This window comes from Pseudoalteromonas piscicida (assembly GCF_002744175.1).
Classification (GTDB): Bacteria; Pseudomonadota; Gammaproteobacteria; order Enterobacterales; family Alteromonadaceae; genus Pseudoalteromonas; species Pseudoalteromonas piscicida_B.
In genome coordinates this window covers 16,604-40,582 of the sequence record NZ_NKHF01000068.1, presented here as the reverse complement: position 1 = coordinate 40,582, position 23,979 = coordinate 16,604, and the positions used below count along the sequence as shown (strand labels likewise).

25 protein-coding genes are annotated in these 23,979 nt (G+C 43.1%); 17 read left to right on the top strand and 8 right to left on the bottom strand.

Annotated elements, in window-relative coordinates; all coding sequences use genetic code 11:
* The 6 genes from CEX98_RS14955 to CEX98_RS14930 all read left to right on the top strand — a co-directional run bounded on the left by CEX98_RS14955 (position 1) and on the right by CEX98_RS14930 (position 3,788).
* Entirely contained in the window at positions 1 to 780 is a 780-nt protein-coding gene (locus CEX98_RS14955) for a TSUP family transporter (RefSeq protein WP_099642850.1), read from the top strand.
* Positions 777 to 1,376 (top strand): primosomal replication protein, encoded by a 600-nt coding sequence (locus CEX98_RS14950; RefSeq protein ID WP_099642849.1) that lies wholly within the window; start codon positions 777 to 779, stop codon positions 1,374 to 1,376. Before CEX98_RS14955 ends, CEX98_RS14950 begins: the two co-directional genes overlap by 4 nt.
* The gene (locus CEX98_RS14945; protein ID WP_099642848.1) at positions 1,376 to 2,281 is read left to right on the top strand and encodes a histone deacetylase family protein; all 906 of its coding nucleotides are present in this window, start codon (positions 1,376 to 1,378) and stop codon (positions 2,279 to 2,281) included. Before CEX98_RS14950 ends, CEX98_RS14945 begins: the two co-directional genes overlap by 1 nt.
* A gap of 28 nt (positions 2,282 to 2,309) precedes the next feature.
* Positions 2,310 to 2,582: a late competence development ComFB family protein gene (locus tag CEX98_RS14940; RefSeq protein ID WP_099642847.1), complete on the top strand. Its 273-nt coding sequence runs from the start codon at positions 2,310 to 2,312 to the stop codon at positions 2,580 to 2,582.
* Positions 2,579 to 2,740: a YbaM family protein gene (locus CEX98_RS14935; protein WP_099642846.1), complete on the top strand. Its 162-nt coding sequence runs from the start codon at positions 2,579 to 2,581 to the stop codon at positions 2,738 to 2,740. The genes CEX98_RS14940 and CEX98_RS14935 overlap by 4 nt, the downstream gene beginning before the upstream one ends.
* A gap of 253 nt (positions 2,741 to 2,993) precedes the next feature.
* Positions 2,994 to 3,788: an NPP1 family protein gene (locus CEX98_RS14930; protein WP_099642845.1), complete on the top strand. Its 795-nt coding sequence runs from the start codon at positions 2,994 to 2,996 to the stop codon at positions 3,786 to 3,788.
* 62 nt (positions 3,789 to 3,850) lie between these two features.
* Here the strand turns inward: CEX98_RS14930 and CEX98_RS14925 are convergent, their stop codons facing one another.
* Positions 3,851 to 4,318, bottom strand: a complete 468-nt coding sequence (locus CEX98_RS14925) for a hypothetical protein (protein WP_099642844.1) — start codon at positions 4,316 to 4,318, stop codon at positions 3,851 to 3,853.
* A 457-nt stretch (positions 4,319 to 4,775) separates the two neighbouring features.
* On the opposite strand from CEX98_RS14925, the gene CEX98_RS23480 reads away from it, so the two are divergent.
* The 5 genes from CEX98_RS23480 to CEX98_RS14900 all read left to right on the top strand — a co-directional run bounded on the left by CEX98_RS23480 (position 4,776) and on the right by CEX98_RS14900 (position 10,802).
* Positions 4,776 to 4,901, top strand: coding sequence for a hypothetical protein (locus CEX98_RS23480; RefSeq protein ID WP_277948927.1), 126 nt, complete (start codon positions 4,776 to 4,778; stop codon positions 4,899 to 4,901).
* Complete coding sequence (locus CEX98_RS14915; protein WP_099642842.1) at positions 4,898 to 8,008, top strand: efflux RND transporter permease subunit; 3,111 nt, start codon at positions 4,898 to 4,900, stop codon at positions 8,006 to 8,008. Before CEX98_RS23480 ends, CEX98_RS14915 begins: the two co-directional genes overlap by 4 nt.
* Before the next feature lie 14 nt (positions 8,009 to 8,022).
* A complete protein-coding gene (locus CEX98_RS14910; RefSeq protein WP_099642841.1) occupies positions 8,023 to 9,096 on the top strand; it encodes an efflux RND transporter periplasmic adaptor subunit in 1,074 nt (357 codons plus the stop codon).
* A 126-nt stretch (positions 9,097 to 9,222) separates the two neighbouring features.
* Positions 9,223 to 9,978, top strand: coding sequence for a Nif3-like dinuclear metal center hexameric protein (locus CEX98_RS14905; RefSeq protein ID WP_099642840.1), 756 nt, complete (start codon positions 9,223 to 9,225; stop codon positions 9,976 to 9,978).
* 20 nt (positions 9,979 to 9,998) lie between these two features.
* On the top strand, positions 9,999 to 10,802 hold the full coding sequence (locus CEX98_RS14900; protein WP_099642839.1) for a methyltransferase domain-containing protein: 804 nt from the start codon (positions 9,999 to 10,001) through the stop codon (positions 10,800 to 10,802).
* Between the two features lie 13 nt (positions 10,803 to 10,815).
* On the opposite strand, the gene map is transcribed toward CEX98_RS14900, so the two are convergent.
* The 4 genes from map to CEX98_RS14880 all read right to left on the bottom strand — a co-directional run bounded on the left by map (position 10,816) and on the right by CEX98_RS14880 (position 14,789).
* A complete protein-coding gene (gene map, locus CEX98_RS14895) occupies positions 10,816 to 11,586 on the bottom strand; it encodes a type I methionyl aminopeptidase (protein WP_099642838.1) in 771 nt (256 codons plus the stop codon).
* On the bottom strand, positions 11,555 to 11,788 hold the full coding sequence (locus CEX98_RS14890) for a ParD-like family protein (RefSeq protein ID WP_099642837.1): 234 nt from the start codon (positions 11,786 to 11,788) through the stop codon (positions 11,555 to 11,557). Before CEX98_RS14890 ends, map begins: the two co-directional genes overlap by 32 nt.
* Before the next feature lie 145 nt (positions 11,789 to 11,933).
* Positions 11,934 to 14,216: a TonB-dependent siderophore receptor gene (locus tag CEX98_RS14885; protein WP_099642836.1), complete on the bottom strand. Its 2,283-nt coding sequence runs from the start codon at positions 14,214 to 14,216 to the stop codon at positions 11,934 to 11,936.
* A 195-nt stretch (positions 14,217 to 14,411) separates the two neighbouring features.
* Positions 14,412 to 14,789 carry a rhodanese-like domain-containing protein gene (locus CEX98_RS14880; protein WP_099642835.1) on the bottom strand — a complete coding sequence of 126 codons (378 nt, stop codon included), beginning with the start codon at positions 14,787 to 14,789 and terminating at the stop codon, positions 14,412 to 14,414.
* 627 nt (positions 14,790 to 15,416) lie between these two features.
* On the opposite strand from CEX98_RS14880, the gene CEX98_RS14875 reads away from it, so the two are divergent.
* Positions 15,417 to 17,045: a methyl-accepting chemotaxis protein gene (locus tag CEX98_RS14875; protein ID WP_099642834.1), complete on the top strand. Its 1,629-nt coding sequence runs from the start codon at positions 15,417 to 15,419 to the stop codon at positions 17,043 to 17,045.
* Positions 17,046 to 17,161: 116 nt separating this feature from the next.
* On the opposite strand, the gene CEX98_RS14870 is transcribed toward CEX98_RS14875, so the two are convergent.
* Positions 17,162 to 18,007, bottom strand: a complete 846-nt coding sequence (locus CEX98_RS14870; protein ID WP_099642833.1) for a PD40 domain-containing protein — start codon at positions 18,005 to 18,007, stop codon at positions 17,162 to 17,164.
* A gap of 146 nt (positions 18,008 to 18,153) precedes the next feature.
* Complete coding sequence (locus CEX98_RS14865; RefSeq protein WP_099642832.1) at positions 18,154 to 18,696, bottom strand: hypothetical protein; 543 nt, start codon at positions 18,694 to 18,696, stop codon at positions 18,154 to 18,156.
* A gap of 272 nt (positions 18,697 to 18,968) precedes the next feature.
* Here CEX98_RS14865 and CEX98_RS14860 point away from each other — a divergent pair, with 272 nt between their 5' ends.
* From CEX98_RS14860 to CEX98_RS14840, 5 genes are all read left to right on the top strand, one after another.
* The gene (locus tag CEX98_RS14860; RefSeq protein ID WP_099642831.1) at positions 18,969 to 19,718 is read left to right on the top strand and encodes an SDR family oxidoreductase; all 750 of its coding nucleotides are present in this window, start codon (positions 18,969 to 18,971) and stop codon (positions 19,716 to 19,718) included.
* 110 nt (positions 19,719 to 19,828) lie between these two features.
* Positions 19,829 to 20,176 (top strand): phasin family protein, encoded by a 348-nt coding sequence (locus CEX98_RS14855; RefSeq protein ID WP_099642830.1) that lies wholly within the window; start codon positions 19,829 to 19,831, stop codon positions 20,174 to 20,176.
* Between the two features lie 62 nt (positions 20,177 to 20,238).
* Positions 20,239 to 22,005, top strand: coding sequence for a class I poly(R)-hydroxyalkanoic acid synthase (gene phaC / locus CEX98_RS14850; RefSeq protein WP_099642829.1), 1,767 nt, complete (start codon positions 20,239 to 20,241; stop codon positions 22,003 to 22,005).
* 107 nt (positions 22,006 to 22,112) lie between these two features.
* On the top strand, positions 22,113 to 22,790 hold the full coding sequence (locus tag CEX98_RS14845) for a glycine-rich domain-containing protein (protein ID WP_099642828.1): 678 nt from the start codon (positions 22,113 to 22,115) through the stop codon (positions 22,788 to 22,790).
* A 113-nt stretch (positions 22,791 to 22,903) separates the two neighbouring features.
* A complete protein-coding gene (locus tag CEX98_RS14840; protein ID WP_099642827.1) occupies positions 22,904 to 23,392 on the top strand; it encodes a hypothetical protein in 489 nt (162 codons plus the stop codon).
* A 7-nt stretch (positions 23,393 to 23,399) separates the two neighbouring features.
* On the opposite strand, the gene CEX98_RS14835 is transcribed toward CEX98_RS14840, so the two are convergent.
* Positions 23,400 to 23,864 carry a DUF4920 domain-containing protein gene (locus CEX98_RS14835; RefSeq protein ID WP_099642826.1) on the bottom strand — a complete coding sequence of 155 codons (465 nt, stop codon included), beginning with the start codon at positions 23,862 to 23,864 and terminating at the stop codon, positions 23,400 to 23,402.
* Positions 23,865 to 23,979 lie beyond the last annotated feature (115 nt).

The window sequence follows — 23,979 nt, the reverse complement described above, 5'->3', positions numbered from 1 at the left end:
ATGTTTGAACTCGCGTTAGACCCCACCACTTGGGGGTTACTTTGCTTAGTCGCACTGGCTGCTGGATTTATTGACGCCATTGCTGGAGGCGGTGGCCTGCTGACCGTGCCAGCCTTGCTAACAGCCGGGCTCCCACCACATTTGACACTAGGCACTAACAAACTTGCGGCAAGCTTTGGCTCACTCACCGCCAGCTTTACCTATTATAAAAAACAATTATTCAAACCTAGCTTTTGGATAGGCTCTATTATCGCGACTGCCATCGGCGCAGTGTTAGGCACTTTACTTGTCGACTTTCTTAGTATCGAGTTTTTAAATAAGCTAATACCGGTCATTATTATTGCTGTTGCGATTTACAGCTTAGTCGGCAAACTCAGTCCCACAGACTCACACACATTACCTGAAGTTAACCGGGCCTTAAAAATAAAACAGTGGCTCCAAGGTCTGTCACTTGGCTTTTTTGATGGTATGGCTGGGCCTGGTGCCGGCACTTTTTGGACCGCTTCAAACAGCATGCTGTACAAAATGAGCTTGCTATTAAACTGCGGTTTGGCTCGGTCGATGAACTTTGTTTCTAACTTTATTTCACTGATCACCTTTGTCGCTTTGGGACACGTTAACTTTTTATTGGGCGTCACTATGGGTGCGTTTTTAATGTTTGGCGCATGGCTTGGGGCGCACTCAGCGATAAAGTTTGGCAATAAGCTAATCAAACCGCTATTTAATACCGTTGTCATTATTCTTGCTGGTAAACTCATCATTGAGGCCTACTTCTCATGAGTGTTGGACTTATCAAACTTGAACAGCAAATTAGCCGCTTGAGGCAACAAGCCGCACAATTTGATTCAGCTAAATGGTTTGATAAGAACCGCTATATGCAAGCGCAGCCGAGTCTCTTCGATACCCGAGTGTTTCGAACCAAAAGCTTAAAACTCAGTGATTATGTTGATGAAATCTCAGAAGCGATGGCGCACCTACCACCGAGTGAGCAACGCCATGCGTTCGCATTTGCAATCGAGAGGGTTGGCTCCCAAATTGAAGCCATTTTAAAGGTCTTAAAATCAACGCCAGTATGGGCCAAAGAAAACAAGCTCAATACTCCGAAAAAGGCCAAAGTATACAAAAAAGCCGTACAAAAAATCATGCAATCATCTCATGAGCTATACCAAGAGCTCTCGCAAAATCATGAATTTGAGCGCAGATTACAAGAAATGATCGACCTGAGAAGATTGCAAATGGACAAAGCGAATGGCAATGAAGCGGCTAAGCTAAATGCCGAAATCTTAGCCCTCCATGCTCGCCTTGGCCGTTGCAGAAAAGCCATAACAGCCACCGAGCAAAAAATCCAAGAAGTAGAAAAAAGTCAAAATAGATAATGCTTTACTACCACCCTATTTATAGTGCACTCGCTTTACCAAAAAAGCACCGCTTCCCTATCAGCAAGTATCACACATTATACCAACGGCTCAATACCTGTAAATTTGCTCAGCATATCGAGCAGCCCGAGCAAAAAATTACCCGCGATGCCCTCCTTCTGTGCCACGACAGTAATTACGTTGACGCCTTTTTAGCTGGTACGTTAAGCGACAAAGCCATCAAAAGAATGGGCTTCCCATGGAGTGAACAACTCGTTGAACGCACGTTGATTTCTTTAGGTGGTAGCCTAGCAGCGGCAGAGTTTGCCCTGCAACATGGCGTTGGCGCCAACTTAAGTGGCGGCTACCATCATGCACACCGCGAATTTGGCAGTGGTTTTTGTATATTCAATGATTGGGCGGTTGTTGCCGCGACCTTGGTAGCACAACAGCGGGCAGAAAAAGTACTGATTTTTGATTGTGACGTACACCAAGGCGATGGCACAGCCACTTTAGTCTCTGACCGCGATGATATTATCACCTGCTCTATTCATTGCGAGAGTAACTTCCCTAGGGTCAAACCACACTCAGATTTAGACTTTGCTTTACCTGTGGGGACAGAAGACAAGCAATATCTGGAAACCGTTCAAGAAGCGATAACGCTTGCAACACGCATACATCAGCCCGATATTATTTTATATAATGCTGGCGCAGATATTTATCGAGGCGATGAACTAGGTCACTTCAATATATCCCTAAAAGGCGTATACAACCGAGATTCAATCATTATTGAGCATGCCTTAACACATCATATTCCCTTAGCTATCGCTCTGGGTGGCGGCTATCAAAGAGATATCGACCATCTTATAGATGTACATCAACAAACCTTTTTGGCTTTGTTAGATAACCCCGCTATTATGATATAAACTAAAAAAGGAATGTGCAGGAGGCTGTATGAAATTACATGACGATATACACAATTATTACGAAAAACTGGTTGTAGACCATATTGTTCGCCGCAACCTAGATAAAGTTTATGATGAAGATGTTATGGCCGATTTCTGCTGCACTGTATTAAATCAGCTACCTTCCCGTTATATTCGCTATGATGTAGACATGGAGTTCTATTTACCTCAACCCGAAAGAGAAAAAATGGAAAAGGCGGTTGAAGTCGCCATCGAATTTGCCGTTGCCCAAATCGCTAAAAAGAAGCAGTTTCAAGAATGAGTACCTCGTTAGAACAAGCTCCAACCCATGTAAAACTAGCCGTTGACCTTATAATGTTGCTTGAACAACATGAGTTACCAGCAGAAGAAGTGCTGGCTGCACTGGAAATCGTGCAGTCTGATTTCAAAAATAAAGTAAATAACCAGAACTCAGAGTAAATAAACAACAAAAAACTTAACATTTAATATACACTTGAGTCATACTTCCCCTTTATTTTCAGATTCGCATATTGGCGCTAGCACATTGCTAACGCCAATTGAATTAGTCAGTCTGAACTCGGAGTAACAACTTGTTCTCTGGCCACTGTTATCCCTTGGTACTAAGGCTATTTCTCCGCTTAAAAATAGCGAGTTTACTTAATACAATTGGTATAACTGCTTATCCCGGGTTCAGTTTAGTTAAGGAAAAAGTATGACAACATCACATAAACACCTGTTATCTATTGCAATTGTGCTCGCTTCTGTGCAAGTTGCCCAAGCCAATGACTTTACAGCCTTAGATGAAGCTTTACCCGCCCCTTACATCATCAACGGGACAGAGCCTGTATTTGATTTTGATGGCGATGGCTGTCTCCCCAGTGCCGGGATCAGCCGAACAGGGCAACAAAACTCCGGATTAAAAACCTCGGGCCGCATCACTGGCGATTGCAGAGATAATCAGTTTTTAAATACCTCAAATACCGTGCACCGTTATGCCTGTAAAACGACCGCTAATGGCGAATATTGTGGGCACTTTTATGCGCTTTACTTTAAAAAAGATCAGGTATTTGACTATTTTGGCGGAGGTCATCGACATGACTGGGAGTATGCAGCCGTTTGGACCCTTGACGGCGTGGTAACGCATGGTAGCTATAGTGCCCATGGCGATCTATTTACTAAACCAGCTAGAGATCTGCCGTTTGAAAATGGTCACTTAAAAATCGTGTATCATAAAGATGGCATACTGACCCATGCACTGCGTTTCGCCAAACAAAATGAGATTGCTGAAAACGACTATCACCGCTTTGTGACGCCAACGGTTATCAGCTGGTATCATATGACCGGAGATGGCATATCCAATGCCAGCCTGCGCGAAAAACTAAACCAATATGACTACGGCTCCGCCACGCTACCAGTTAAAGACAGCCGTTTTCTAAACAATTTAAATCGCTTTAAACCTGCAGGTTACCCAGTCTATACCCAAAACGATGTAGACACCTCAAGGTAAGCAAAAACCAATAATCTACGCGCTAAGTATACCTATAACGCTTAGCGCGTGAGATAGCTGTTCTATTGTGATATCACTTGTTGTGATGTGGCATGACAAGCTCGTGCTAATTTATATTGCGCAAAAAAGATGCTATCGGTTTCACTGGTATTTGGGTCGATAAAATAAGCAATATCACTGCGATGCGGTTCTGGTGAAAAGTGCTTACCATCTTCCCAGTAAAGTACAGCATGCTTAATCAGTTCACCGAGATAGGTATGATCCCATGCATAGTGACAAAAGCCATGATGCTCACTCAGATTTGGAGAATAGTCTTTACTAACACATTCGGCTTGCCCTGTATTTTTATAGTCTGCAAAATTTCTCGCATCTTGTTCCGCCGACTGTGGATCGGTGAAATAAGCAATATCACGTCGAGGCGGCAGAGCCTGTGGCAAACCAAACTTATCCGTTACCCCATCACACTCCACAACTATCCACTGCACGAAATGCGCACCGATAATGTGATCCCACTTTAGCGCTACATACATAAATTCTCCTTATTAATACCATTTTGACTTACTACTTGCCCAACTTTAGGGAATGGCCCAAACACTAACTGCGTTAGAAATTGCTTATTTAACCTAAGGCTTGAATAAGAAACGAGCTAACTCACTGTTTTTAAGATCAAGTTAAGCTGCTTCCTTCTCTAGCCAGAAAGTTTTAGGATAACTCCGCGCTCGCGTCCTGCTACGTACATCCTTGTAGGCAAGGCGAATTTACGCAGCTAGCGCCAAAACTGGCTGCTAGAAAGGCATTAGTTATCCGAAGCTCAGGTTATTTAGAACATCTAACTCTCATTCACCGATCACCACTATTGCAAAGAGCTGATCATACTTGGCTAAGTGTAGCGACTTAAATTCAGTGCGCTACCCTAAATTCACGGCCTTTTATTTCAGATCAAAAAGTCTTTCAAACTATAAAAAAGCGTTACAAGGTATTACGAAAATGCACTTTATCGCTTATTTTCGCCGATTAGACGCTAACGTCGAAAAACGTGACATTTACTTTACTGGCACTTTTTTTACATCACACTACAATGCAGAAAAAGCAAGATTGGAAGTGCAGCAATGAACGTGACACGCAGTTCGCTTAAAAATCCAGCGAGTGTAATTGTCATTCTGGTATTAATTATGTTGTTTGGGATATTGAGCATTTTTAAGCTCCCAATACAGTTAACACCGGATATAGAACAACCTCAAATAACTATTTTTTCTGGATGGCGCCAAGCCGCCCCTGAAGAAATCGAATCGGTGATTATTGAGCCACTAGAAAACGCAGTAAAAAATACCCCAGGTGCACTTGAGGTAAACACCAATATCAATCGAGGCAATGGCTCCATTACCCTTACGTTTGCTGTTGGTGCGAATATGCAGCAAGCAATGTTGGACGTGCTAACCAGCTTAAATCAAGCACCGCCTTTGCCTCTTGATGCTATTGATCCTGTGGTTTTTGCTGGCGGCAACAATGGCGAAGCCGCAGCGACTTTGTTAGTTACACCAAAAGACTATCAAGCGACTAGCCTAGACTTCGATATGGCGCAGTTTCAAAAGCAAATCGACGAGTTTATCGAACCTAGACTCGCTCGGATCCCAGGTGTTGCCAGAGTCGACCTTGCCAGCGAGCGCCCTAAAGAATTACGTATTACGTTTGACCCTCACAAGGCCGCCGCATTAGGCATTAGCCTCAATCAAATCAGCAATGTTTTGGCTAGCTCTCGAGACACCTCTGGAGGACTTGCCAACGTTGGCAGGCGCCAATATACGGTAAGATTTACCGGTCAATACGACCTCTCAAGCATGGCACAAATGCGCGTTGGTTACTCTGGCGACAGACCAATATATTTAGGTGATATTGCGACTGTAGAGCGTACCTTTTCAGACCGCTTAGGCATGAGTGGTCGTAACGGTAAGCCTGCCTATTACATTCGAATTTCAAGAGCAAATGAAGCCAATACCGTGGCATTACTGGATGAAATAAACCAAGCCATTGATGAATTAAATCAAGGTCCATTAGCAGAAAATGGCTTGTCTATCGAGCTTAGCTTTGATGCCTCTGTACATATTCGTAATGCGCTTTCATTAGTGAAGGGCAATTTGGGGCTTGGTGTACTGCTTTCTTGTTTAATTCTGTGGCTATTTTTCAGAGGATTCAAAGCCACTTTCGTTATTGCGGCAACGATCCCCGTCTCTCTTATGGTCGCATTTTTAGCGCTTAATATTTTTGAGCGTAGTCTTAACGTTATTTCGTTAGCGGGATTAGCATTTGCAGTGGGCTTAGTGTTAGATGCGGCCATCATTGTGCAGGAAAATATTGCAAGGCTTCGCGCCGAGGGGCTTGATAAGAAAAAAGCAGCTCTAAAAGGCGCAGCTCAGGTAACTGGCGCACTCTTTGCCTCAACAACAACAAGCGTGGCTATCTTCTTACCCATCCTCTTTATGGCTGGTATTGAGGGACAACTGTTTTCAGATTTAGCACTGACGCTCTCTATTGCGGTTATCGCTTCCATGCTTTGTGCCATCACACTCATTCCGCTTGCTAATCACCTCTGGCCAGACAGTGAGCTAAAGTCAGACCCTTACCATAAATACTGGCAAAAGCTCACAAATTTCATCATGAAATTAACCAACAGTAGAATCAAGCAACTCACTTGGATCGGAGTGTTACTTGGCGGCTCGGTAATTGCTACGATGACGATGCTACCAAAAACTGACTTTATGCCTCGGGCACCGACAGATGGCTTTTTCTTCAGCTTAGTAACGCCTCCTGGTGGCAATGTTCAATTTATGGAAGAAGAGCTATTACTTAGAGTGAAAAAACGCTTGATGCCATACTATGAAGGCGAACAAGAGCCTGGAATTAAAGACTTTAATTTTTATGCTTTTGGATCCAATGCAGGTGGGTTCATTTATTCCGCAGATCCCCAACGTGTCGAAGAATTGATGAAAGTCGCTCGAGAAGAAATTTTTGTTGACCTGCCCGATACCCAAGTCTTTTTCTTTCGAGGTTCCATGATCCAAGTCGCCAACGGTGGTGACGGTCGCGATATCAATATTGATCTCACTGGCCCAAATATGGACGACTTAGTTGCGGGCGCTCAAGTTGCTTTGCGAGCCGTAAAAGAAGCACTACCACAAGCTACAGCAAGGCCTCAGCCCCGTTTGGATATGGCTGAACCGGAGTTAAGACTCACACCAAACGACCGTCGTATTACGCAAGCAGGGCTGACACGTCGCGATGTATCGCAAGCGGTTCAAGCGTATACGGGGGGGTTATTTATCAATGAATACTTCGATGGTAATGAGCGTATGAATGTCATTTTGCGCGGTATACCATGGAAAAACCCAGAAGAGCTCAAGGCGTTACCCATAGTAACCCCGCAATCCGGTATTCAAACGCTTGGTGAGCTTGCCAACATTGAACGCACCGTTGGCCCAACACAGTTGCGCCGCGTAAATGGTCGTCGAACGGTAAGCATCGTTGTCACTCCACCTGCTGACATGAGTTTGCAGCAAGTGCAAACCATTCTTAGCGAGCAGGTCATGCCAAAAGTGAGAGAGAGCATGCCTGATAGTGCTGGTGTGATTTTGGCCGGTAACGCCCAAAAAATGAATTCTGCAATGGCAGAAATGGCGCTGAACTTCGTACTAGCACTGTTTATTTTGTTCCTGTTAATGACGGCACTATTTAAGTCAGCAAAAGACAGTGCCTTGGTATTGTTAGTGATGCCGCTCGCCATTGCTGGTGGCGTGTTGGCGCTATATATATTGAACCTTTTTACCTTCCAGTCGTTAGACTTACTGACCATGATTGGCTTTATTATCCTACTTGGGCTGGTCGTTAATAATGCCATTTTGCTGGTAGATCAGACTCGCGTAGCGATGGCATCAGGTATGAGTCGAGAAGCAGCGGTAAGGCAAGCGGTACTATTGAGAGCGAGACCTGTGTACTTAAGTACATTAACCAGTTTATTCGGTATGCTGCCGCTAATGCTTATGCCGGGTGTTGGCTCAGAGATTTACCGTGGTCTTGCTACCGTTATCGTTGGAGGAATGGCAATCAGCGCGCTATTTACCTTAGTGCTGATGCCCAGCTTATTACAGCTAGGCCGACAAACGCCGCCTTCCCAGGACAATCCGCAAGTAACCAAAGCACCACTTAGCTTAGTCGCGAATCAGTGAGTAATGAGAATAACATGAAGAACCTAATAGAACAGACCGTTAAAACCTTGGCACTTTGCACTTGTATTGTTGTGTCACAAGCCTATGCGGTCGTACCGGTAACCGTCGCAGAAGTGACCGAAGCGCCACTCATCCATGAAATTGAAGTCAGTGGAACATTATATGGTAAAGATGACGTGACACTCACGTCTGGAGTAAGCGGTAGATTACTTTATGTAGTCGCACCTGGCACAACCGTAACCAAAGACGAGGTTCTGGTCAGAATGGACACCTTGCCACTCGAGCTAGATAAAGCAAGACAAACAGAGCTACTCAAGCGAGCAAAAATTAATTTACGCTTATATCAACAAGAGCTATCAAGATTGAAAAAGCTTGCTAAAACGAGCAGTGCCGCAGAAAGCCAAGTAGATGAAGTACAAAATAAACATGATCTGGCACTTTCTGATATCGCACTGGCAGAAGTTGAACTTCGCGTCATCGAAGACAAGCTCTCAAGAGCCACTATCCGCGCACCATTCAATGGTGTGATCAGTGAACGCTTTAAACGTGCTGGCAGAGAAATTAATCGCGCAGATGAGTTAATAACAATTTTAGATGTTCATCATCTTGAAGCTCGTCTTTATGTTCCGGTGAAATACCTTAAGTTTTTGCAACCTGGTATCGAATTACCCATTCAGGCTGGCGACTTGTCACAACCTGAACATACCACCGCCACCGTTACCGCAGTGATCCCCTCAACCGATCCTCGCTCACAAACAGTTGAGGTACGAGCCTCTGTTGCACCTGACCAAAGCCACCACTGGGCAATTGGTCAACTTGTCGATGTCACAGTCCCACTAACCAGCAAACAGCCTGTACTGTTAGTTGACCGCGATGCCCTTATTCTGCGAAAGCAAGGCTCTCATGTGGTCAAAATCGACGCCCAAAATAAAGCTGAGCAGATCCCCATTACCATAGGCAATGGTAAAGGCCAGTGGGTAGAGATCACTCCTCGCCAAGCACAGCACCTACGCGCAGGTGATAAGGTAGCCATTCGTGGCGCTGAGCGACTCCAAACAGGTCAAGATGTTGAGGTGACAAACCCGTAATAGCAACCAGTTACTAGCCCAATGAGCTCACTCATGGACGAGCGGCTCATTTTTCTTCCCCCACCATTAATTTTGATCTCTTCACAAAACAGGTAAACTAGCATCATCTAACAGTTAGGGGGTGTTATGAAACGAACCAAATTAGTAAATCAGTTAACGGAATTACTGAAGCCATTTCAAATTAACGATTACTGTCCAAATGGCCTACAAGTAGAAGGCAAAGACGAAATCCAAAAAATCGTCACAGGGGTTACCGCAAGCCAAGCTTTGATTGATGCTGCAATTGAACGTGGTGCAGATGCCATTTTGGTGCACCACGGTTACTTCTGGAAAGGCGAAGATCAATGCGTAACAGGAATGAAAAAGCGCAGGCTACAGGCCCTGCTTGCTAATGACATTAACCTGCTTGCTTACCATCTTCCTTTGGATGTCCATCCAGAGCTTGGTAATAATGCTCAGCTTGGTAAATTGTTAGGCCTTGAAATTGAAAGGCCGCTCGAGCCATGGAACAAAAATAGTGTGGCGGTAAAAGGTAAGCTAACCACGCCGATGACTGCACAGGATTTTGCAGCGCTTATCGAAGATAAGCTTGGCCGCAAACCACTCTTAAACATCGCAGGCGATCACCTTATTCGCACCATCGCTTGGTGTACTGGCGGTGGACAAAGCTTTATTGATCTTGCCGCAAGCCAAGGCATAGATGCTTACCTCACAGGCGAGGCATCGGAACAAACGATCCATTCCTCAAACGAGCAGCAAATACATTTTATTGCAGCTGGACATCATGCTACCGAACGCTACGGTGCCAAAGCACTCGGCGAGTATTTAGCAGAGCAATATAATCTAGATGTTGAGTTTATCGATATCGACAATCCAGTTTAAGTTCAAGTAAATATTACAGTATGGCGAAAACAAAACACCCAGGTAAACCCGCCCCTTCTGATAGAGATTTTAGTGAACTAACACATAAGTTTAAAAATAATATCTATGGGACAAACAAAGGTAAGATCAGAGAGGCGGTATTACAGCGAGATCTCCATGCACAACTTGAGTGGCTTGGTCAAGCAACCGATAAGCGAATACTCGATGTAGGGGGTGGTCAAGGACAATTGGCGCTATACCTAGCCGGTCTAGGGCACCATGTTACCGTCATCGATATCTCTGACGACATGCTTGAGCTTGCAAGAACTCGAGCAGTCGAAGCGGGACTTTGTGAGCGGATGCATTTTATTCATGCGCCGCTACAAGCACTCGATCAGCTGAACTTAGGAAAGTTCGACTTAGTATTGTGCCATGCTGTACTTGAATGGCTGGTTGAGCAACAAAGTGCGATTGATTTACTCAAGGCGCAGCTATCTGAAAACGGGTTGCTCTCTTTGATGTATTTCAATCATGAGGCCCATTTAATGGCGAACATGGTGTATGGCAACTTTGACTATGTAGAAAAGGGACTCAAGGTTAAACAAAAGGTAGGGTTAAGCCCAAATAACCCAATAAAACAAACTGATATGACGGCTTGGCTGGAAGCAGCAAAACTCACCACCACGCAAAAAACCGGTGTACGCTGTTTTCATGACTATTTAAGAGAGCTCAGTAAAGCTGATGAAAATTTTGATGCGTTGCTTGGGTTAGAACTTAAGTACAATCGCCAAGAGCCATATGCCTCTCTTGGCCGTTATACCCACTTGATGTTAAAGCTGGCGTAAGTGCAATGGCTGCTTACGCTTCATCAGCTCTAAGCGTCAACACTTCATAGCCTTGTTCCGTTACCAACACTGTATGCTCCCATTGTGCTGACAGCTTTTTATCTCGTGTCACTACCGTCCAACCATCTTGTTTGGTTTTAGTTTTGGCACTGCCTTGATTGATCATCGGCTCTATAGTGAAGGTCATTCCAGGCTTTAGTGTCATCCCCGTATTTTCCTTACCATAGTGTAAAACATTTGGGGCTTCATGCATTTCTTTACCAATACCATGACCACAATATTCGCGCACAACACTATATCCAGCTTGCTCTGCAATGCGTTGAATCGCTGCACCAATATCGCCTAGCCTAACACCTGGTTTTACCAGATTTATCCCAGCCCACATGGCTTGATAGGTTGTTTCAACAAGCTTTTTAGCAGGTAATAATGCCTCTGGCATCACATACATTTTACTGGAATCGCTAATAAAACCATTTTTCTCTAGTGTAATATCAATATTCACGATATCCGCTGGTTTTAGAATTTGCGATGCACGCGGCACACCATGGCACACAACCTCATTCACTGAACTATTGAGCACAAATTGATAACCGTATTGGCCCAAACTCGCAGGGCGAGCGTGTAGCTCATCCACAATAAAATTGTGTACTCTGTCATTAATCTCCAGTGTAGAAATGCCAGGTTTAATCCAGCTATCAATATAATCAAACACTAACGTAAGCAAGCGACCACTTTCACGCATTAACTCAATTTCACTGGCTGTTTTGATCGTTACCTGCTGCATACTCAGTCCTTTTTTGTTCCAATGATTTAACCCGCAGCCTTTCTGCAGCAATGATTTCCGTAAAGGTCATGGTGGGATTTTCTTCAGCCAGACGCCCTACTTTTATCCAAAACTCTGCTTGCGCATTGATTGAACGAGACATTACAGCGCTTGCTTCACGAATTTCATCGTGTAATTCATCAGAGATTTTCACTATGCCCATTATATAAAACAACTATAAAACGTATATGGTTTATATAATACCTTAAACTAGTTGCCTGTATCAAACACCACTGCTGCGGATGATAATCACATAGTTAAAAAAATGCACCGCATAAGCAGTGCATCTAATTCAAGTTCAGTCTTGCTTAAAAACTGTATCGCATGCCTAGCTGCCAATTGAGAGGCTCGCCATGCATCACATATCCATCCCAAGAAGAAATACTATTGTAATAATGTTCATCGAGTAGGTTGTTCACATTCAGCGAAACACTTAGCTGCTCGCTTACTTCATATTTTGCCATCAGGTTAATTAAAGCACCGGAAGATTGAGTAATTTTATAAGGTTCACTTTTTCCACCTGGTAGTGGTCGTGTTGGAGTTGCGTAAAAACTCCCTTGCCAATTTATCCCAACCCCTGCCGTAAAGCCTTCAATAAAGTTGCTAAAGTCATAGGTTGTATATAGGTTTACCATCTCCTTTGGTTGATCTGCCCGCAACTTTTCACCGTCTTTAGACTCAGTATCATGCTTTGATAGGCCTAGACTAATGTTCCATTGCTCATTGATTGAACCTGTAAACTCAATTTCAAAACCCTCTGTGGTGTCTCCTTTGCCACGCTGAATATAAGGCCTATTTCCTTGCGGTGTTAAGTAGCTATCTGGGTAATTTGGGTCAACAATCGCAAGTCCGTTTTCAACATTGCGATACACCGCAGCAGTAAAGTTTAACGTATCTTCCAGCAACTCGCCTTTCACACCAAACTCGTAACTTTCGCCGGTGCTTGGGTCCAGCATTTTGTCGTTGATATCAAAGTAAGCTTGTGGCTGAAATGCTTCGGTATAACTGGCATAAACACTATATTGGTCGCTCACATCTACCACCAACCCAACATACGGTGTCAGCTCGGTATCAACTTTTTCATGGTAGCGATTTTTTAAGAACTGACCACTTTTAGGATTGTATAGGTCAATATCGTATTCCCAGTTGGTGATCCTTGCACCAACAATGAGCTTTGCATCATCATGTGGGTTCACTCTAACCGCAACAAAACCGCCGTTTGAATCAGTCACTGTGAGACTATTACGGCCCAGATCTTTGAACGGATAACGGGGAACATCACCGGTCCAATCGTGGAAGTTTAATCCTTCTAATGAAATGGTAGTTTGGTCAGCTTCATTGCCAAACGATGTGCGCTCTCGCTTAAACTGGTTGTAACTTAGGATCACATCATGAGTGCGTCCAAATAATTCAACAGGACCTTGAAGTGAAATGTCAAAGGTTTTTTGCTTGTCTTCAGAGCTGCTGATAACCGCACTGTAATCAAACCCCTCGTCGCTGCTACCATCAGGATTAATCGCACTGACAGGGTAAACAAAAAATAACTGTCCACCTTGCATTTCTATGGTGTTGTAGGTTGCAATTGCATGGAGTTGCCAATCGTTTTCAAAAGCATGGTCCAGCCCAGCAAAATAAGTATATTCCTCAATCGGCCAGCTACTCCATTTAGCTGTCATACCGGTGTCACCGCGACGTCCTTGATAACGAGTTCCATCGGCATAAAAATAGGGCTGTGAGTGACTGTTTATCGCCCCTTTTGATGCTGTATCAGCATATTCCACACCTAACCTTAGCAAGGTATAGTCTGTGAGATCTGCCTCTACGGTAGAATAAATAGAGGTCTTCTTTTGACTATAACGCTCAATATAAGAGTCTCTATCATAATGTGCCGCGACCAAACGTCCACGAACGGTTCCTTCCTCATTCAAACCACTAGCAACATCAACTTCTGTTCGATAGTTATTCCAGCTGCCAGCTGACGCCGCAACACTGCCCTTAAATTCACTGCTTGTTGCGCGCTTTCTTACTAAGTTAACTGTGGCTGTTGGATCTCCTACCCCCGTTAATAAGCCATTTGCTCCACGCACGATTTCTACGCGTTCATAGGCGACTGCATCACCATTTACATTCGGTCTGCGTCCACCTGGAAACTGCTGAACTCCATCAATCTGGATTAAATTGACATTGCCACCACGAACAGAAAAACGGGTTCTATCTAAACTCGCACCACGCTTTGCATAAAACCCTGTCGCATGTTCCAAGATCTCATCGATATTTACCGTTTGCCAATCTTGCATCATTTGATTGGTGATAACAGTAACAGCTTGCGGTGTTTCGCGTTGCGATAAGATCATTTTTAATGCCGCTTTGTTCGCCGATTCGGTGTAATTTTTAACACTCGTACCCGTAACGTAAATATGTTCTAGCGCTTGAACTCGTTTTTCTGAAGACTTTGCCGTTGTAGCATCACCGTCATCCGCATCTGCAATTTCTGCAGCAGCGACAGTGCTACTTGTTGCTAGTAAGACAAAGGCGGTACAAAGAGAGAGTCTGAATGGATGTTTTTTACCGCGCAGAGATGAAGAAAGCATAATTATTCCTTAATTAACCTCACAGATGATAATGAAAGTAATTATCATTTATAACAACATTAAAAACAAGTACCTTTTTTAGGTTTTATGTAATATCAATTAAAAGGAGTGTTGGGTAGGAAGAGAAGCGAGTCGACGTGGTGATGATTTTTATGATGTTCTCCCCTACGAAATAACACGTAGGGGAAGAGGTGATTACTCTTTCACTAAAGGAAGTGAGTTTTCTTGCCATTTTTGTATATCACCAGCAAGGTGCTTAAGTGAATACCCTTTTTCCGAAAGTGCCTCTATAAAAATACCCGCTCTACGGCCGGAGCGACAATAAACAACAAGTGGCTGCTCAGTAAGTGCTAACAGCTTGTCTTGATTGCTATCAATCTCGTTAAAAGGAATGTTAATTGCCCCTTTAATATGTCCTGCCGCAAACTCTTCAGGGCTTCTTACATCAACAATGGTATAGGGAGCCTGTGACATTTGATTCACCAAAAGCTGTTGTTGCGAGATAGATTCAGCAGACTGTGCCATACACACGCCGCTCAACAATAGTAGTAATGCTATTAATATGTTATTCATCGTTGCTGCTCTTTTTGTATAGTCCATCAAACACTGTTTTCCAGTGCTCTGTATCTCTTTTATTTTGCCATAACTGACGTATAGTACCATCCGCATTAAGGATCCAGATTATCCTATCTGTTACCCTCACTTTCATCCGGCTTGGCTTTTTCTAACATATACGAATACGTTTCAGTTTAGCGTTTAGTGCTGAAAAGGTATCGAGAATTAGCGTCAGTTTACAAAGTTTCACAGACTCTCGTTTCTATTTTTAGGAAATATTTTAATTATGCTAATTTTATCAACATTAAGTACTAGCTGAATTTAAATTCACAGTACCTTATACCTAAAAGAAATCACAAGAAATAAAAATCACACTTTATATCAATAAGTTATCTTCATCATGATCTTACATAGGGCCAACATTTTGATTTTTAATCGACAGTAAAGTCTTAAAAAGAGAATAAAAAGTCACCTTAAACTTGAAAAGAAATAGAACAACCCACTCTGTATTAAAATTAATCAACAAATAAAACAAACCGCAAACATTAGCAAAAAATATTTAATTACTAAAAGCACTGTCTTTTCAAATACAATTGCGCCCCTTCAAATATCACACACACCAAATGGGTTTATTGAGCACCAATAATGAACGTGAAAAAACTATCTATCGCTAACCAAATAACGCTAAGTTTTACCTTACTATTTGTTATTTTCGTTACTGTAGGCCTGATGAGCTACAAGGGAATGAACGAAATAAATGCTAACTTGAATTTCATCGTTAGAACTAGCATTCCGTCTATGGAGACGATCAAAGACATCAAAATCGATCTTGCAACAATACGCAAAGATGAGTTCAGCACAGCCTTAAACCCAGAAAATGTAGAAGTGAGAAATTGGCTCTCAATTTTAAGAGACCTTAAACAGTCACTCAATGACAAGATCCGAACGTATCAATCACTGCCAGTAAGTGCCGAAGAAAAATCACTATTTAACGAATTTGCGCGGGCATGGCAGCGCTATGCTGATGCGACTTATAACTATGAGAGCTTGATCTTAAGTGGTAATGCAACTGAAGCAAACAGAATTATTCTGGATAGTTATCCACTTTTTGCTAAAGCGATGGATGAGCTCACTGAGCTCGAGCAATTGAATGACAAACGTGTTGAAACATCAGAGCAATCAGCTATTTCAGCGGTCAAAGGGTCACTATCTATACTCGCTATTTCAGGATTACTTGTTGCAGTGACTATCGTACTTATCTGTCTTGCCCTGAGTAAAGCGATAAAAACACCTCTTGCGTTGTCTGTTGAGCTTGCGAGCAAGATCGCCAGTGGTGAATTAAACCACGCTATAGCACTTGAAGATACGGGCAAAAACGAACTTGGGTTGTTAACCCAATCACTAGAAAGAATGCGCTCTCAGCTACACGCATTAATCACCATGATCAATGACTCAGCCATTCAACTAACCGCAGCGGTAGAAGAAGTGAATGCCATTTCATACCAAAATGCCCAGGGCATGAATGTACAACAGAATGAACTACAATCTGTTGCCTCAGCCATGACTGAAATGCAAGCGGCGATCAGTGAGGTTGCGAAAAGTACAGAAATGGGCGCTGAGTCAGCGAATCAAGCGAGTGAAAAAGCCAGAGATGGCAGCAACGCTCTAAAATCCAATATTAGCCATATTTCAGAAGTTGCAGAAACCGTTACTTCAGCGGGTGAGCTTGCCAACAATTTAGAGAAAAACTCGCATAATATTAATGTTGTTGTTGATGTTATTAGAGAAATTGCAGAGCAAACTAACCTACTGGCACTCAATGCAGCCATCGAAGCGGCTCGAGCAGGCGCGCAAGGGAGAGGCTTTGCTGTTGTCGCAGATGAAGTACGCTCACTTGCGCAAAGGACCCAAGATTCAACCACGCAAATTGTTGAAATTGTCACTGATTTGCAAACCAAATCCAAAGAAACTGGCGTTGCCACAAAAACCTGTGAGCAAGGTATTGCACTTTGTGTTGAGCAATCGGAAGTCGCAGGTAACATGATCCACCAAATTGAAACTCAGATTGACAGTATCGCAGCGATGAGTACACAAATTGCCTCTGCTTGCCATCAACAGTCTGTGGTTTCGGAGGAATTGAACAAAAACATCGAAACTATCAATTACTCGGCCGTTGAAATGACTGAAGGTGCCAACCAAACCGCGACGGCGTGTAATGAAATGAGTAAACTTGCCCACGACTTAAAGTCACAAGTCGACAAGTTTACGCTCTAAAATACCGCCATAATGATAAATAGCGCCTAAGCCTAGGTAACGGCTAGGCGCTGTATCATTCAACGGCACCCTAGCAAATACACCAAAGTAGCCACTGTTCGCTGCATAACAATAAGTTAATTGGCAGGTCTTAGCGTTTCGATGACCTGAGCATCAACCCAAAAAATATCAGCATCTCTTGAAGGTGTGGTCCGGTTAAAGAACAGGTATTTGCCATCAGGGGTTACACTCGCTGAAGCCTCCCGCGCGCTCGTGTTTACTTTGTCTCCCAAATTAATCGCTTCGCCCCAACTACCGTCTTTCAAACGAAAGCTAATATAAAGATCTGAATTGCCAAACCCTGAGTCTCGAACCCCGTCCCAGATAATGTACGAATCATCAGGCGCGATAAATGGGTGGGCATTATAAAGGCCTGTGTTAATTTCAGGGCCTAACTTTACGGGTGTTTGGCGTTGACCATCTCGTACTTCAGAGATCCTAATAACATCACCACTTTTATAATCGTCAAACACATACGTACCGCTTGCTGAAGCACTTAACCGCATGATCCCCCAGCTTTCTTTATCAAACATAGGGCCTAGACTTTTGGCTTCAGACCAGCTTCCCTCTCGACGCGTCATAACATATTTCCCCATATGCATAGTCACGCCATCTGGTGCTAGTAACGGTCGACCAACTCTTGGGCCGACTACTTCCTCATGCCACTGTTCACCTCGCTGCTCGTATGCAATCAAACTCCAGCGATTCTCGTTCAGATCCTTTCGTGTAAAATAAAAAGTTTTCATGTCGGGAGAGAAAAACGCATTGTGATCTCTGTGTGCTGTTGAAACTGTACCAAGCGCAAATACTTGAGGCGTGTTCCCAGGAGGTGTTTGGCCAAGATAAGGGCCAGACATACGCTGCCCATAGCACTCTACAGACGCTAATAATATAAGTAGCACTACCCCATTTTTTATATTCATTTTTATTACTCACTCTCGTCAGCTACTGATTTAATGTAATTTTAAAAACAATGAGTTACCTCATTTGTTATCTAAATCTCAGGTTACCTACGTAAGCAAGATTTACTTGAATTACTGCTGATTTATTGGTGACTTTTGGCTGATTTCTACAACTTACCCTTACGTTTAAGCTCTTCTAACCGCTTTCGCTCTGCCAAAATCATCTTTAACATTTGAATACGAAGCTCAGCTTCTTGGCCCTTAAACTCAGACAGCTGTTTTTCCAATTCTTTTACTTCATCGACCGTCGTATTATCGCGGTACTTTTTACTTCCTATATGTTCAACTGTGACTTTTCCTTCATCGGGTGCCGTATTCTGTTGATGGTTTATTTTCATAAAGCGCTGCTCACGAGATTGCATCAGCTTGTTAATACGTTCTTGGAGAGTATGAATTTGCGCTTGAATAAGGTCCATCGCTTTTTCTAAGTCTTCGTAATCTTCTTTAAAGACAGGGTTGTCTTCCTTGTACTCAGTTGCCTCTTCATCAAGTTCCTTTGAGAGCATCACTTGTTCATCTTGCTCTTTTTCGACTTCGCTTTGGGGTGCTGATTGCGGCTTTTCTGAGATAGTTTGAGATGTGCTTGGGGATTTAGCCACAGCGTTAGGTGACAACGGTGATAAATTACTCTGATGTATTCGGATATCCATTTTCACTCCTTGGGATAAATATGGTTAACTTGATGCTGACGACATAATTTTTAAGTTTCCTTTTACCTCTGGTTTGCTCGCAGCGTCAGTCTAATATCGGTTAATCAATAATAAACTTAAGGCAATTTATATTTGCGTTCCTAATTTAGCTTCCACTGTCTTCAAACTGACACAAACTCGCGACCTATTTGTCATAAATAGGCGTAAAAATAGTATTAAGCTAACTCGGCTAGGAAGTATGTTGGTATAGCCTCTTTTTTCGCGGGAGCGTTATGGAAAACAAGCATATTGCAGTAGTAACCGGTGCATTTGGTGGTATTGGTTCTGCTATTACAAAAACACTCATTGAAAAAGATTTTTTTGTTATCGCGGTAGCAAGCGAAAGACGCAATGAGGCCGACTTTGATCATTGGCTCAATACGGTGCAAATCAACCCGGCTAAAGTAAAACCTCTATTTTTAGATGTTACTAATGCCGAGCACTGTCACACCGCGATGAGTCAAGTATTACAAGAGTTTGGCAGCATTGATTTACTCGTTAACAATGCCGGCATTACACGGGATTCAGCGTTTAAAAAAATGACACACGCTCAATGGAGTGAAGTCATTAATACTAATCTTAATTCTTTATTCAATATGACAAACCCTGTGTTCGCAGCAATGTGTGCCAACAAGCAAGGCCGGATCATCAATATATCGAGTGTGAACGGGCTGAAAGGTCAGTTTGGTCAAGCAAATTACTCTGCCGCCAAAGCTGGCATGATTGGCTTTACTAAAGCTTTAGCCTATGAAGGGGCTAGAAGCGGTGTCACCGTCAATGCAGTTGCACCAGGCTACACAGAAACCCCTATGGTCAGCGCCATGCGCGAAGATGTACTGAACGGCATAAAAGCACAAGTACCAATGCAAAGACTGGCGACTCCTGATGAAGTAGCCGCAGCCGTTGCCTATTTAGCATCGCAACAAGCAGGCTACATTACGGGAGAGACGCTCTCTCTTAACGGCGGATTATACATGCAATAACATAACAGCCGCCGAAGGAATGAGCTGTACCTGATGTGTGGTGGCAAACATACCATTTGACTTAATACTTGAGCCATTGTGTTAATTTAACCGATAACAAGGAAAAGACCATGTACAGCGATTTATTCAAAACATTCAACGAACAGACAGAGCAGTTTTTTGCGCCTGCGGTACAGTTTAATCAAATCGTAGCGAAAAACATCGAAGCCCTGTCTAAAATTCAACTTCATAGTGCAGAGCAAATCACTAAAACGTCAATCGAGCAATTAAAGCAAGCGACTGAAATCAAAGATGCAAAATCAATGATGGACTTTAATGCAAGCCAGTTGAATGCGCTTAATGCACTCAGCCAGCAAATGATCCAAGACGGTCAAAAGCTTTCTCAATTAGGTCAAGAGTTTAAAGACAGCTTAGAATCACTAAGCAAAGAAACACTAAAAACAGCGAAAGCACAATAACCTGCAACATTAGGCGATTTCGGTCGCCTTATCCCTTCAAAAAATACAAAGGATTTTCCAGTATGGGCACTCAAGCAAATATTGAGCAAGGGTTCGCTGCATGGTGGCAATACAATCAAGAGTTGTGGCAACTGGCTGCGACAAACCTTGGTAAAGCACACCCATTACAACAGGCATTAAACGAACAAAACCAAGCGGATTTTCAGAGTTGGCTCACTGCTATTAACCAACAACCTGACACTTTCATCAAGCAGCAAAATGAATGGTGGCAAACTCAATTTGCTATTTTCCAAAACAGTTTTATGCCACAAACTACTGACGAAAAAGAAGAGGTTATTAGTCCAGAGCGTGGAGACAAGCGCTTTTTGGACACAGATTGGCAAGAGAACCCTTGGTTTAACTATTTAAAGCAAAGCTACCTTTGGTTTGGGCAATCGTTACAGAACACCATTGAAAATACGCCGGGACTTGACCCTAAGCTTAAAGAGCGATTAGCATTTTTTGCCAGACAATCAGTAAACTCGCTCTCACCAAGCAACTTTGTGTCAACTAACCCAGAATTACTCAAACTCACACTTGAGAGTAACGGCCAAAATTTATTCGATGGTCTTACACTACTTAAAAAGGATTTGGGAAAAAGTTCCGAAATGCTCCGAGTAAGCATGACCAATGACAATGCTTATACGCTTGGCGAGGACCTTGCCTGCACCCCGGGTAGGGTGGTATTTCAAAATCACCTGTTTGAGTTAATCCAATATCACCCTTGTACAGAAGAAGTACACAAGACACCGCTACTTATCGTACCTCCTTTTGTCAATAAGTACTATATTCTTGACTTAAGACCAGACAACTCTTTGGTTAAATGGGCACTCGAACAGGGATATTCTGTTCTGATGATCTCTTGGAAGAATCCAGATCCAAGTATGGCCAATATTGCATTTGACGACTACGTTGTTGACGGTGTGTTATGTGCTTTAGAGCAAACTGAAAAACAAACAGGCGAAACCCAAGTGCATGCTATGGGCTACTGTATTGGTGGCACCTTACTAACAACTTGTATGGCGTATATTGCAGCTAAACGCATGAAGCAAAGAGTAAAAAGCGCTACCTTACTGACTACTATTTTAGACTTTTCGCAGCCAGGAGAGATTGGCGCTTTTATCAATGAACCAACCATTAGTGCACTCGAGCAATATAATAATCAAAATGGTGTGATGTCAGGTCACCTACTTGGTACTTCTTTTAGTATGCTGCGAGAAAACAGCCTATATTGGAACTACTTCGTCAACAATTATCTGAAAGGTAAAACACCTGCGGATTTAGATTTACTCTACTGGAATAGTGACAGCACCAACCTAACCGCGGCATGCCATAACTTTATCTTACGCGAGTTATACCTCAATAATCGCCTAATCGAAGACAAAGCAGTAAGCATTCGTGGCACTAAAATTGATCTCAGCAAAGTAAAGCAGCCGGTCTACTTTCTCTCTACACGCGATGATCATATCGCACTTTGGCAAGGCACCTATGAAGGGGCAAAAAGACTCAGTAGTTCAGTGACCTTTGTACTGGGTGAGTCGGGTCATATTGCGGGCGTAGTCAATCCGCCAAGTGCAAATAAGTATGGCTATTGGTTTGACGGACAAAACCAAGAAACCCCCTCTGATTGGCTTGCTTCGGCAAAGCATGAAAGCGGGTCATGGTGGTCTCATTGGTCACAATGGTTACACCAACTAGCACCAGAGTACGTTCCTGCAAGAGCCGCGCAAAACGACGAACACCCAGGCATTTACGATGCCCCAGGAGAATACGTTAAGCAGAGTATTTAAGAGATTTACCATCGCCAGAGGCAAGCATGCTTGTCTCTGGTATTTCCCGTTATTGACACATTTCATGCATTCATTCAATCTATGAAGCAAAAATATAGGGAAATAACATGATTGGTTTTCTTCTACTTGTTGTGGCATTTGTGGTCTTTGTTGGTGTATTACAATATCGAAAAGTAAAAACGATGGCGCGAAGACGTACTTTTATTCAAGATTACGACCTCACGCATTTAAGACCCAAACTCAGTCGCCATCATCCAAAACTTACTAGTGAGCAGTTAGCACAGGTTGAGCTCGGCCTTAAGCAGTTTTTCCAAGCGAACTTATTACTAGAATATCAATCCCTTGCTATGCCTTCTCGGGTTGTAGATGCACTTTGGCATGAGTTTATTTTACACACCCAAGAATATCATTCCTTTTGCTATGAGGCCTTTGGTCGTTTTTTACATCATTGTCCATCTGAGGCAATGATAGGAAAAAGCAAAGCTCAACTCAGTTTGCGTAAAACATGGCGAGCCTGCTGTAGTATCGAGGGGATCTCTCCACGCAAGCCAGCTGCTCTACCGATATTGTTCGCACTTGATGCCTCACTTAACATACCAGATGGTTATTACTACTCGGCAATTGACTTTCGAGAGCCTATTGCCAAAGGCGATTTAGGCAATACAACGTATGCCGGACACATTGGTTGTACGTCAATGGATAGTAACGACAACAGCACTTCTTCAAGCACTTCGAACTCAAGTTGCAGTAGTGATTCAAGTTGCAGTAGCGGCTGCAGTAGTTAAACTTAATACATAATGAAGGCACCTTTTACATTCGTTAACGTTGTACTCTTATAATTAGGGCAAAGATTAGCTACTATTTGTACCGATTAAAAGTATTTTGATTTGGTGATCAAGTGTCCACAGCCCATAAATATTACAGCATGTTGTTTTCAATCCTGTTGGTGTCGGGGTGTAAACAGCTGGCTGAAGGTCAGCCACTATGGAAAATAGCTTCAGAAGGGATCATCTTCAATGGACAACTGCAAACTCACCTTTCAGCGCCCTCTATTCAATGCGAACAATGTGAAGTTAAACACCAAACTGATCTGCGTCCCTCAGGGCCTGCCAACTACACCTTAGTAACTGAAAACCAAAAACTAAAAGCGATTTGGGGAAAAAGTAGCAATGCCGCTTTGTATATTCCTAATAATGCGGGAAGAACCTTAATCAACCTAGCACCAGATACAGAAACCGGCGTCTGGCTTATGGATTTGGATACCACACCAAAACCGCTCAAAGTGGGTAAAGTTAATTACGTAATGCTGGGTGCAGAGACCTATCAAGTGGTCATCAGTCCAAGCTCTCAGCGTACAAACTTTGAGTACGCTGTGCTTGTGAAGTGATAAGAAGCTAATCTTGGATGGTTACAGCGCTTGGCTTAAGTCTAACCAGATTCATCGCCTCAGTAATTTTGCTCTCATCAAACGCTTCACCGTTTTCATGAGCTCTATGAGCCAGATAACGCTTAGTCTTTTCAAGATCTAACTCAAACTGTTCAAGTACACCAGTTGCAAAGGCACGTTTACCAATCGCTGACATGGGAAAAACCATGTCGCCGTCACGTACTTTTACGTTTATTTCCTCGCCGTTATCCACTTTCAGTGTCATCCAACAGCCTCGCTTTTTGCACACTTTGACCACTTCACCCGACAGGGTAATTTTACTGCCAGCAAACTGCTCGGTGTTGTGCAATACATCTGCTGCTGCAACCAGTTTATTCATATCAGCCCCGCCGCCAAACTCGATGGTTTTAGCTTCAACGATTGACACTAGGAGCGCGGCAATAAACCCACAAAACAAGTGCTTCTTCTTCATGTTTTTTCCTTAAAAGTCAGAATAGTAACGTTTCCCAATATATAACTATAAGTAATTATTTATTGCAATTAGATCTTATAACAACTACCATCCACGGCGCAAATGCAAATAGAAA

Bases quoted from the DNA above. Each gene is read 5' to 3' on its own strand.
- CEX98_RS14880 (WP_099642835.1), bottom strand. From the start codon at position 14,789: ATGAATAACATATTAATAGCATTACTACTATTGTTGAGCGGCGTGTGT.
- CEX98_RS14925 (WP_099642844.1), bottom strand. From the start codon at position 4,318: ATGTATGTAGCGCTAAAGTGGGATCACATTATCGGTGCGCATTTCGTG.
- CEX98_RS14860 (WP_099642831.1), top strand. From the start codon at position 18,969: ATGGAAAACAAGCATATTGCAGTAGTAACCGGTGCATTTGGTGGTATT.
- CEX98_RS14885 (WP_099642836.1), bottom strand. From the start codon at position 14,216: ATGCTTTCTTCATCTCTGCGCGGTAAAAAACATCCATTCAGACTCTCT.
- CEX98_RS14950 (WP_099642849.1), top strand. From the start codon at position 777: ATGAGTGTTGGACTTATCAAACTTGAACAGCAAATTAGCCGCTTGAGG.
- phaC (WP_099642829.1), top strand. From the start codon at position 20,239: ATGGGCACTCAAGCAAATATTGAGCAAGGGTTCGCTGCATGGTGGCAA.
- CEX98_RS14910 (WP_099642841.1), top strand. From the start codon at position 8,023: ATGAAGAACCTAATAGAACAGACCGTTAAAACCTTGGCACTTTGCACT.
- CEX98_RS14915 (WP_099642842.1), top strand. From the start codon at position 4,898: ATGAACGTGACACGCAGTTCGCTTAAAAATCCAGCGAGTGTAATTGTC.
- CEX98_RS14835 (WP_099642826.1), bottom strand. From the start codon at position 23,864: ATGAAGAAGAAGCACTTGTTTTGTGGGTTTATTGCCGCGCTCCTAGTG.
- CEX98_RS23480 (WP_277948927.1), top strand. From the start codon at position 4,776: ATGCACTTTATCGCTTATTTTCGCCGATTAGACGCTAACGTCGAAAAA.
- CEX98_RS14855 (WP_099642830.1), top strand. From the start codon at position 19,829: ATGTACAGCGATTTATTCAAAACATTCAACGAACAGACAGAGCAGTTT.
- map (WP_099642838.1), bottom strand. From the start codon at position 11,586: ATGCAGCAGGTAACGATCAAAACAGCCAGTGAAATTGAGTTAATGCGT.
- CEX98_RS14890 (WP_099642837.1), bottom strand. From the start codon at position 11,788: ATGGGCATAGTGAAAATCTCTGATGAATTACACGATGAAATTCGTGAA.
- CEX98_RS14930 (WP_099642845.1), top strand. From the start codon at position 2,994: ATGACAACATCACATAAACACCTGTTATCTATTGCAATTGTGCTCGCT.
- CEX98_RS14865 (WP_099642832.1), bottom strand. From the start codon at position 18,696: ATGGATATCCGAATACATCAGAGTAATTTATCACCGTTGTCACCTAAC.
- CEX98_RS14875 (WP_099642834.1), top strand. From the start codon at position 15,417: ATGAACGTGAAAAAACTATCTATCGCTAACCAAATAACGCTAAGTTTT.
- CEX98_RS14955 (WP_099642850.1), top strand. From the start codon at position 1: ATGTTTGAACTCGCGTTAGACCCCACCACTTGGGGGTTACTTTGCTTA.
- CEX98_RS14845 (WP_099642828.1), top strand. From the start codon at position 22,113: ATGATTGGTTTTCTTCTACTTGTTGTGGCATTTGTGGTCTTTGTTGGT.
- CEX98_RS14905 (WP_099642840.1), top strand. From the start codon at position 9,223: ATGAAACGAACCAAATTAGTAAATCAGTTAACGGAATTACTGAAGCCA.
- CEX98_RS14940 (WP_099642847.1), top strand. From the start codon at position 2,310: ATGAAATTACATGACGATATACACAATTATTACGAAAAACTGGTTGTA.
- CEX98_RS14945 (WP_099642848.1), top strand. From the start codon at position 1,376: ATGCTTTACTACCACCCTATTTATAGTGCACTCGCTTTACCAAAAAAG.
- CEX98_RS14870 (WP_099642833.1), bottom strand. From the start codon at position 18,007: ATGAATATAAAAAATGGGGTAGTGCTACTTATATTATTAGCGTCTGTA.
- CEX98_RS14935 (WP_099642846.1), top strand. From the start codon at position 2,579: ATGAGTACCTCGTTAGAACAAGCTCCAACCCATGTAAAACTAGCCGTT.
- CEX98_RS14900 (WP_099642839.1), top strand. From the start codon at position 9,999: ATGGCGAAAACAAAACACCCAGGTAAACCCGCCCCTTCTGATAGAGAT.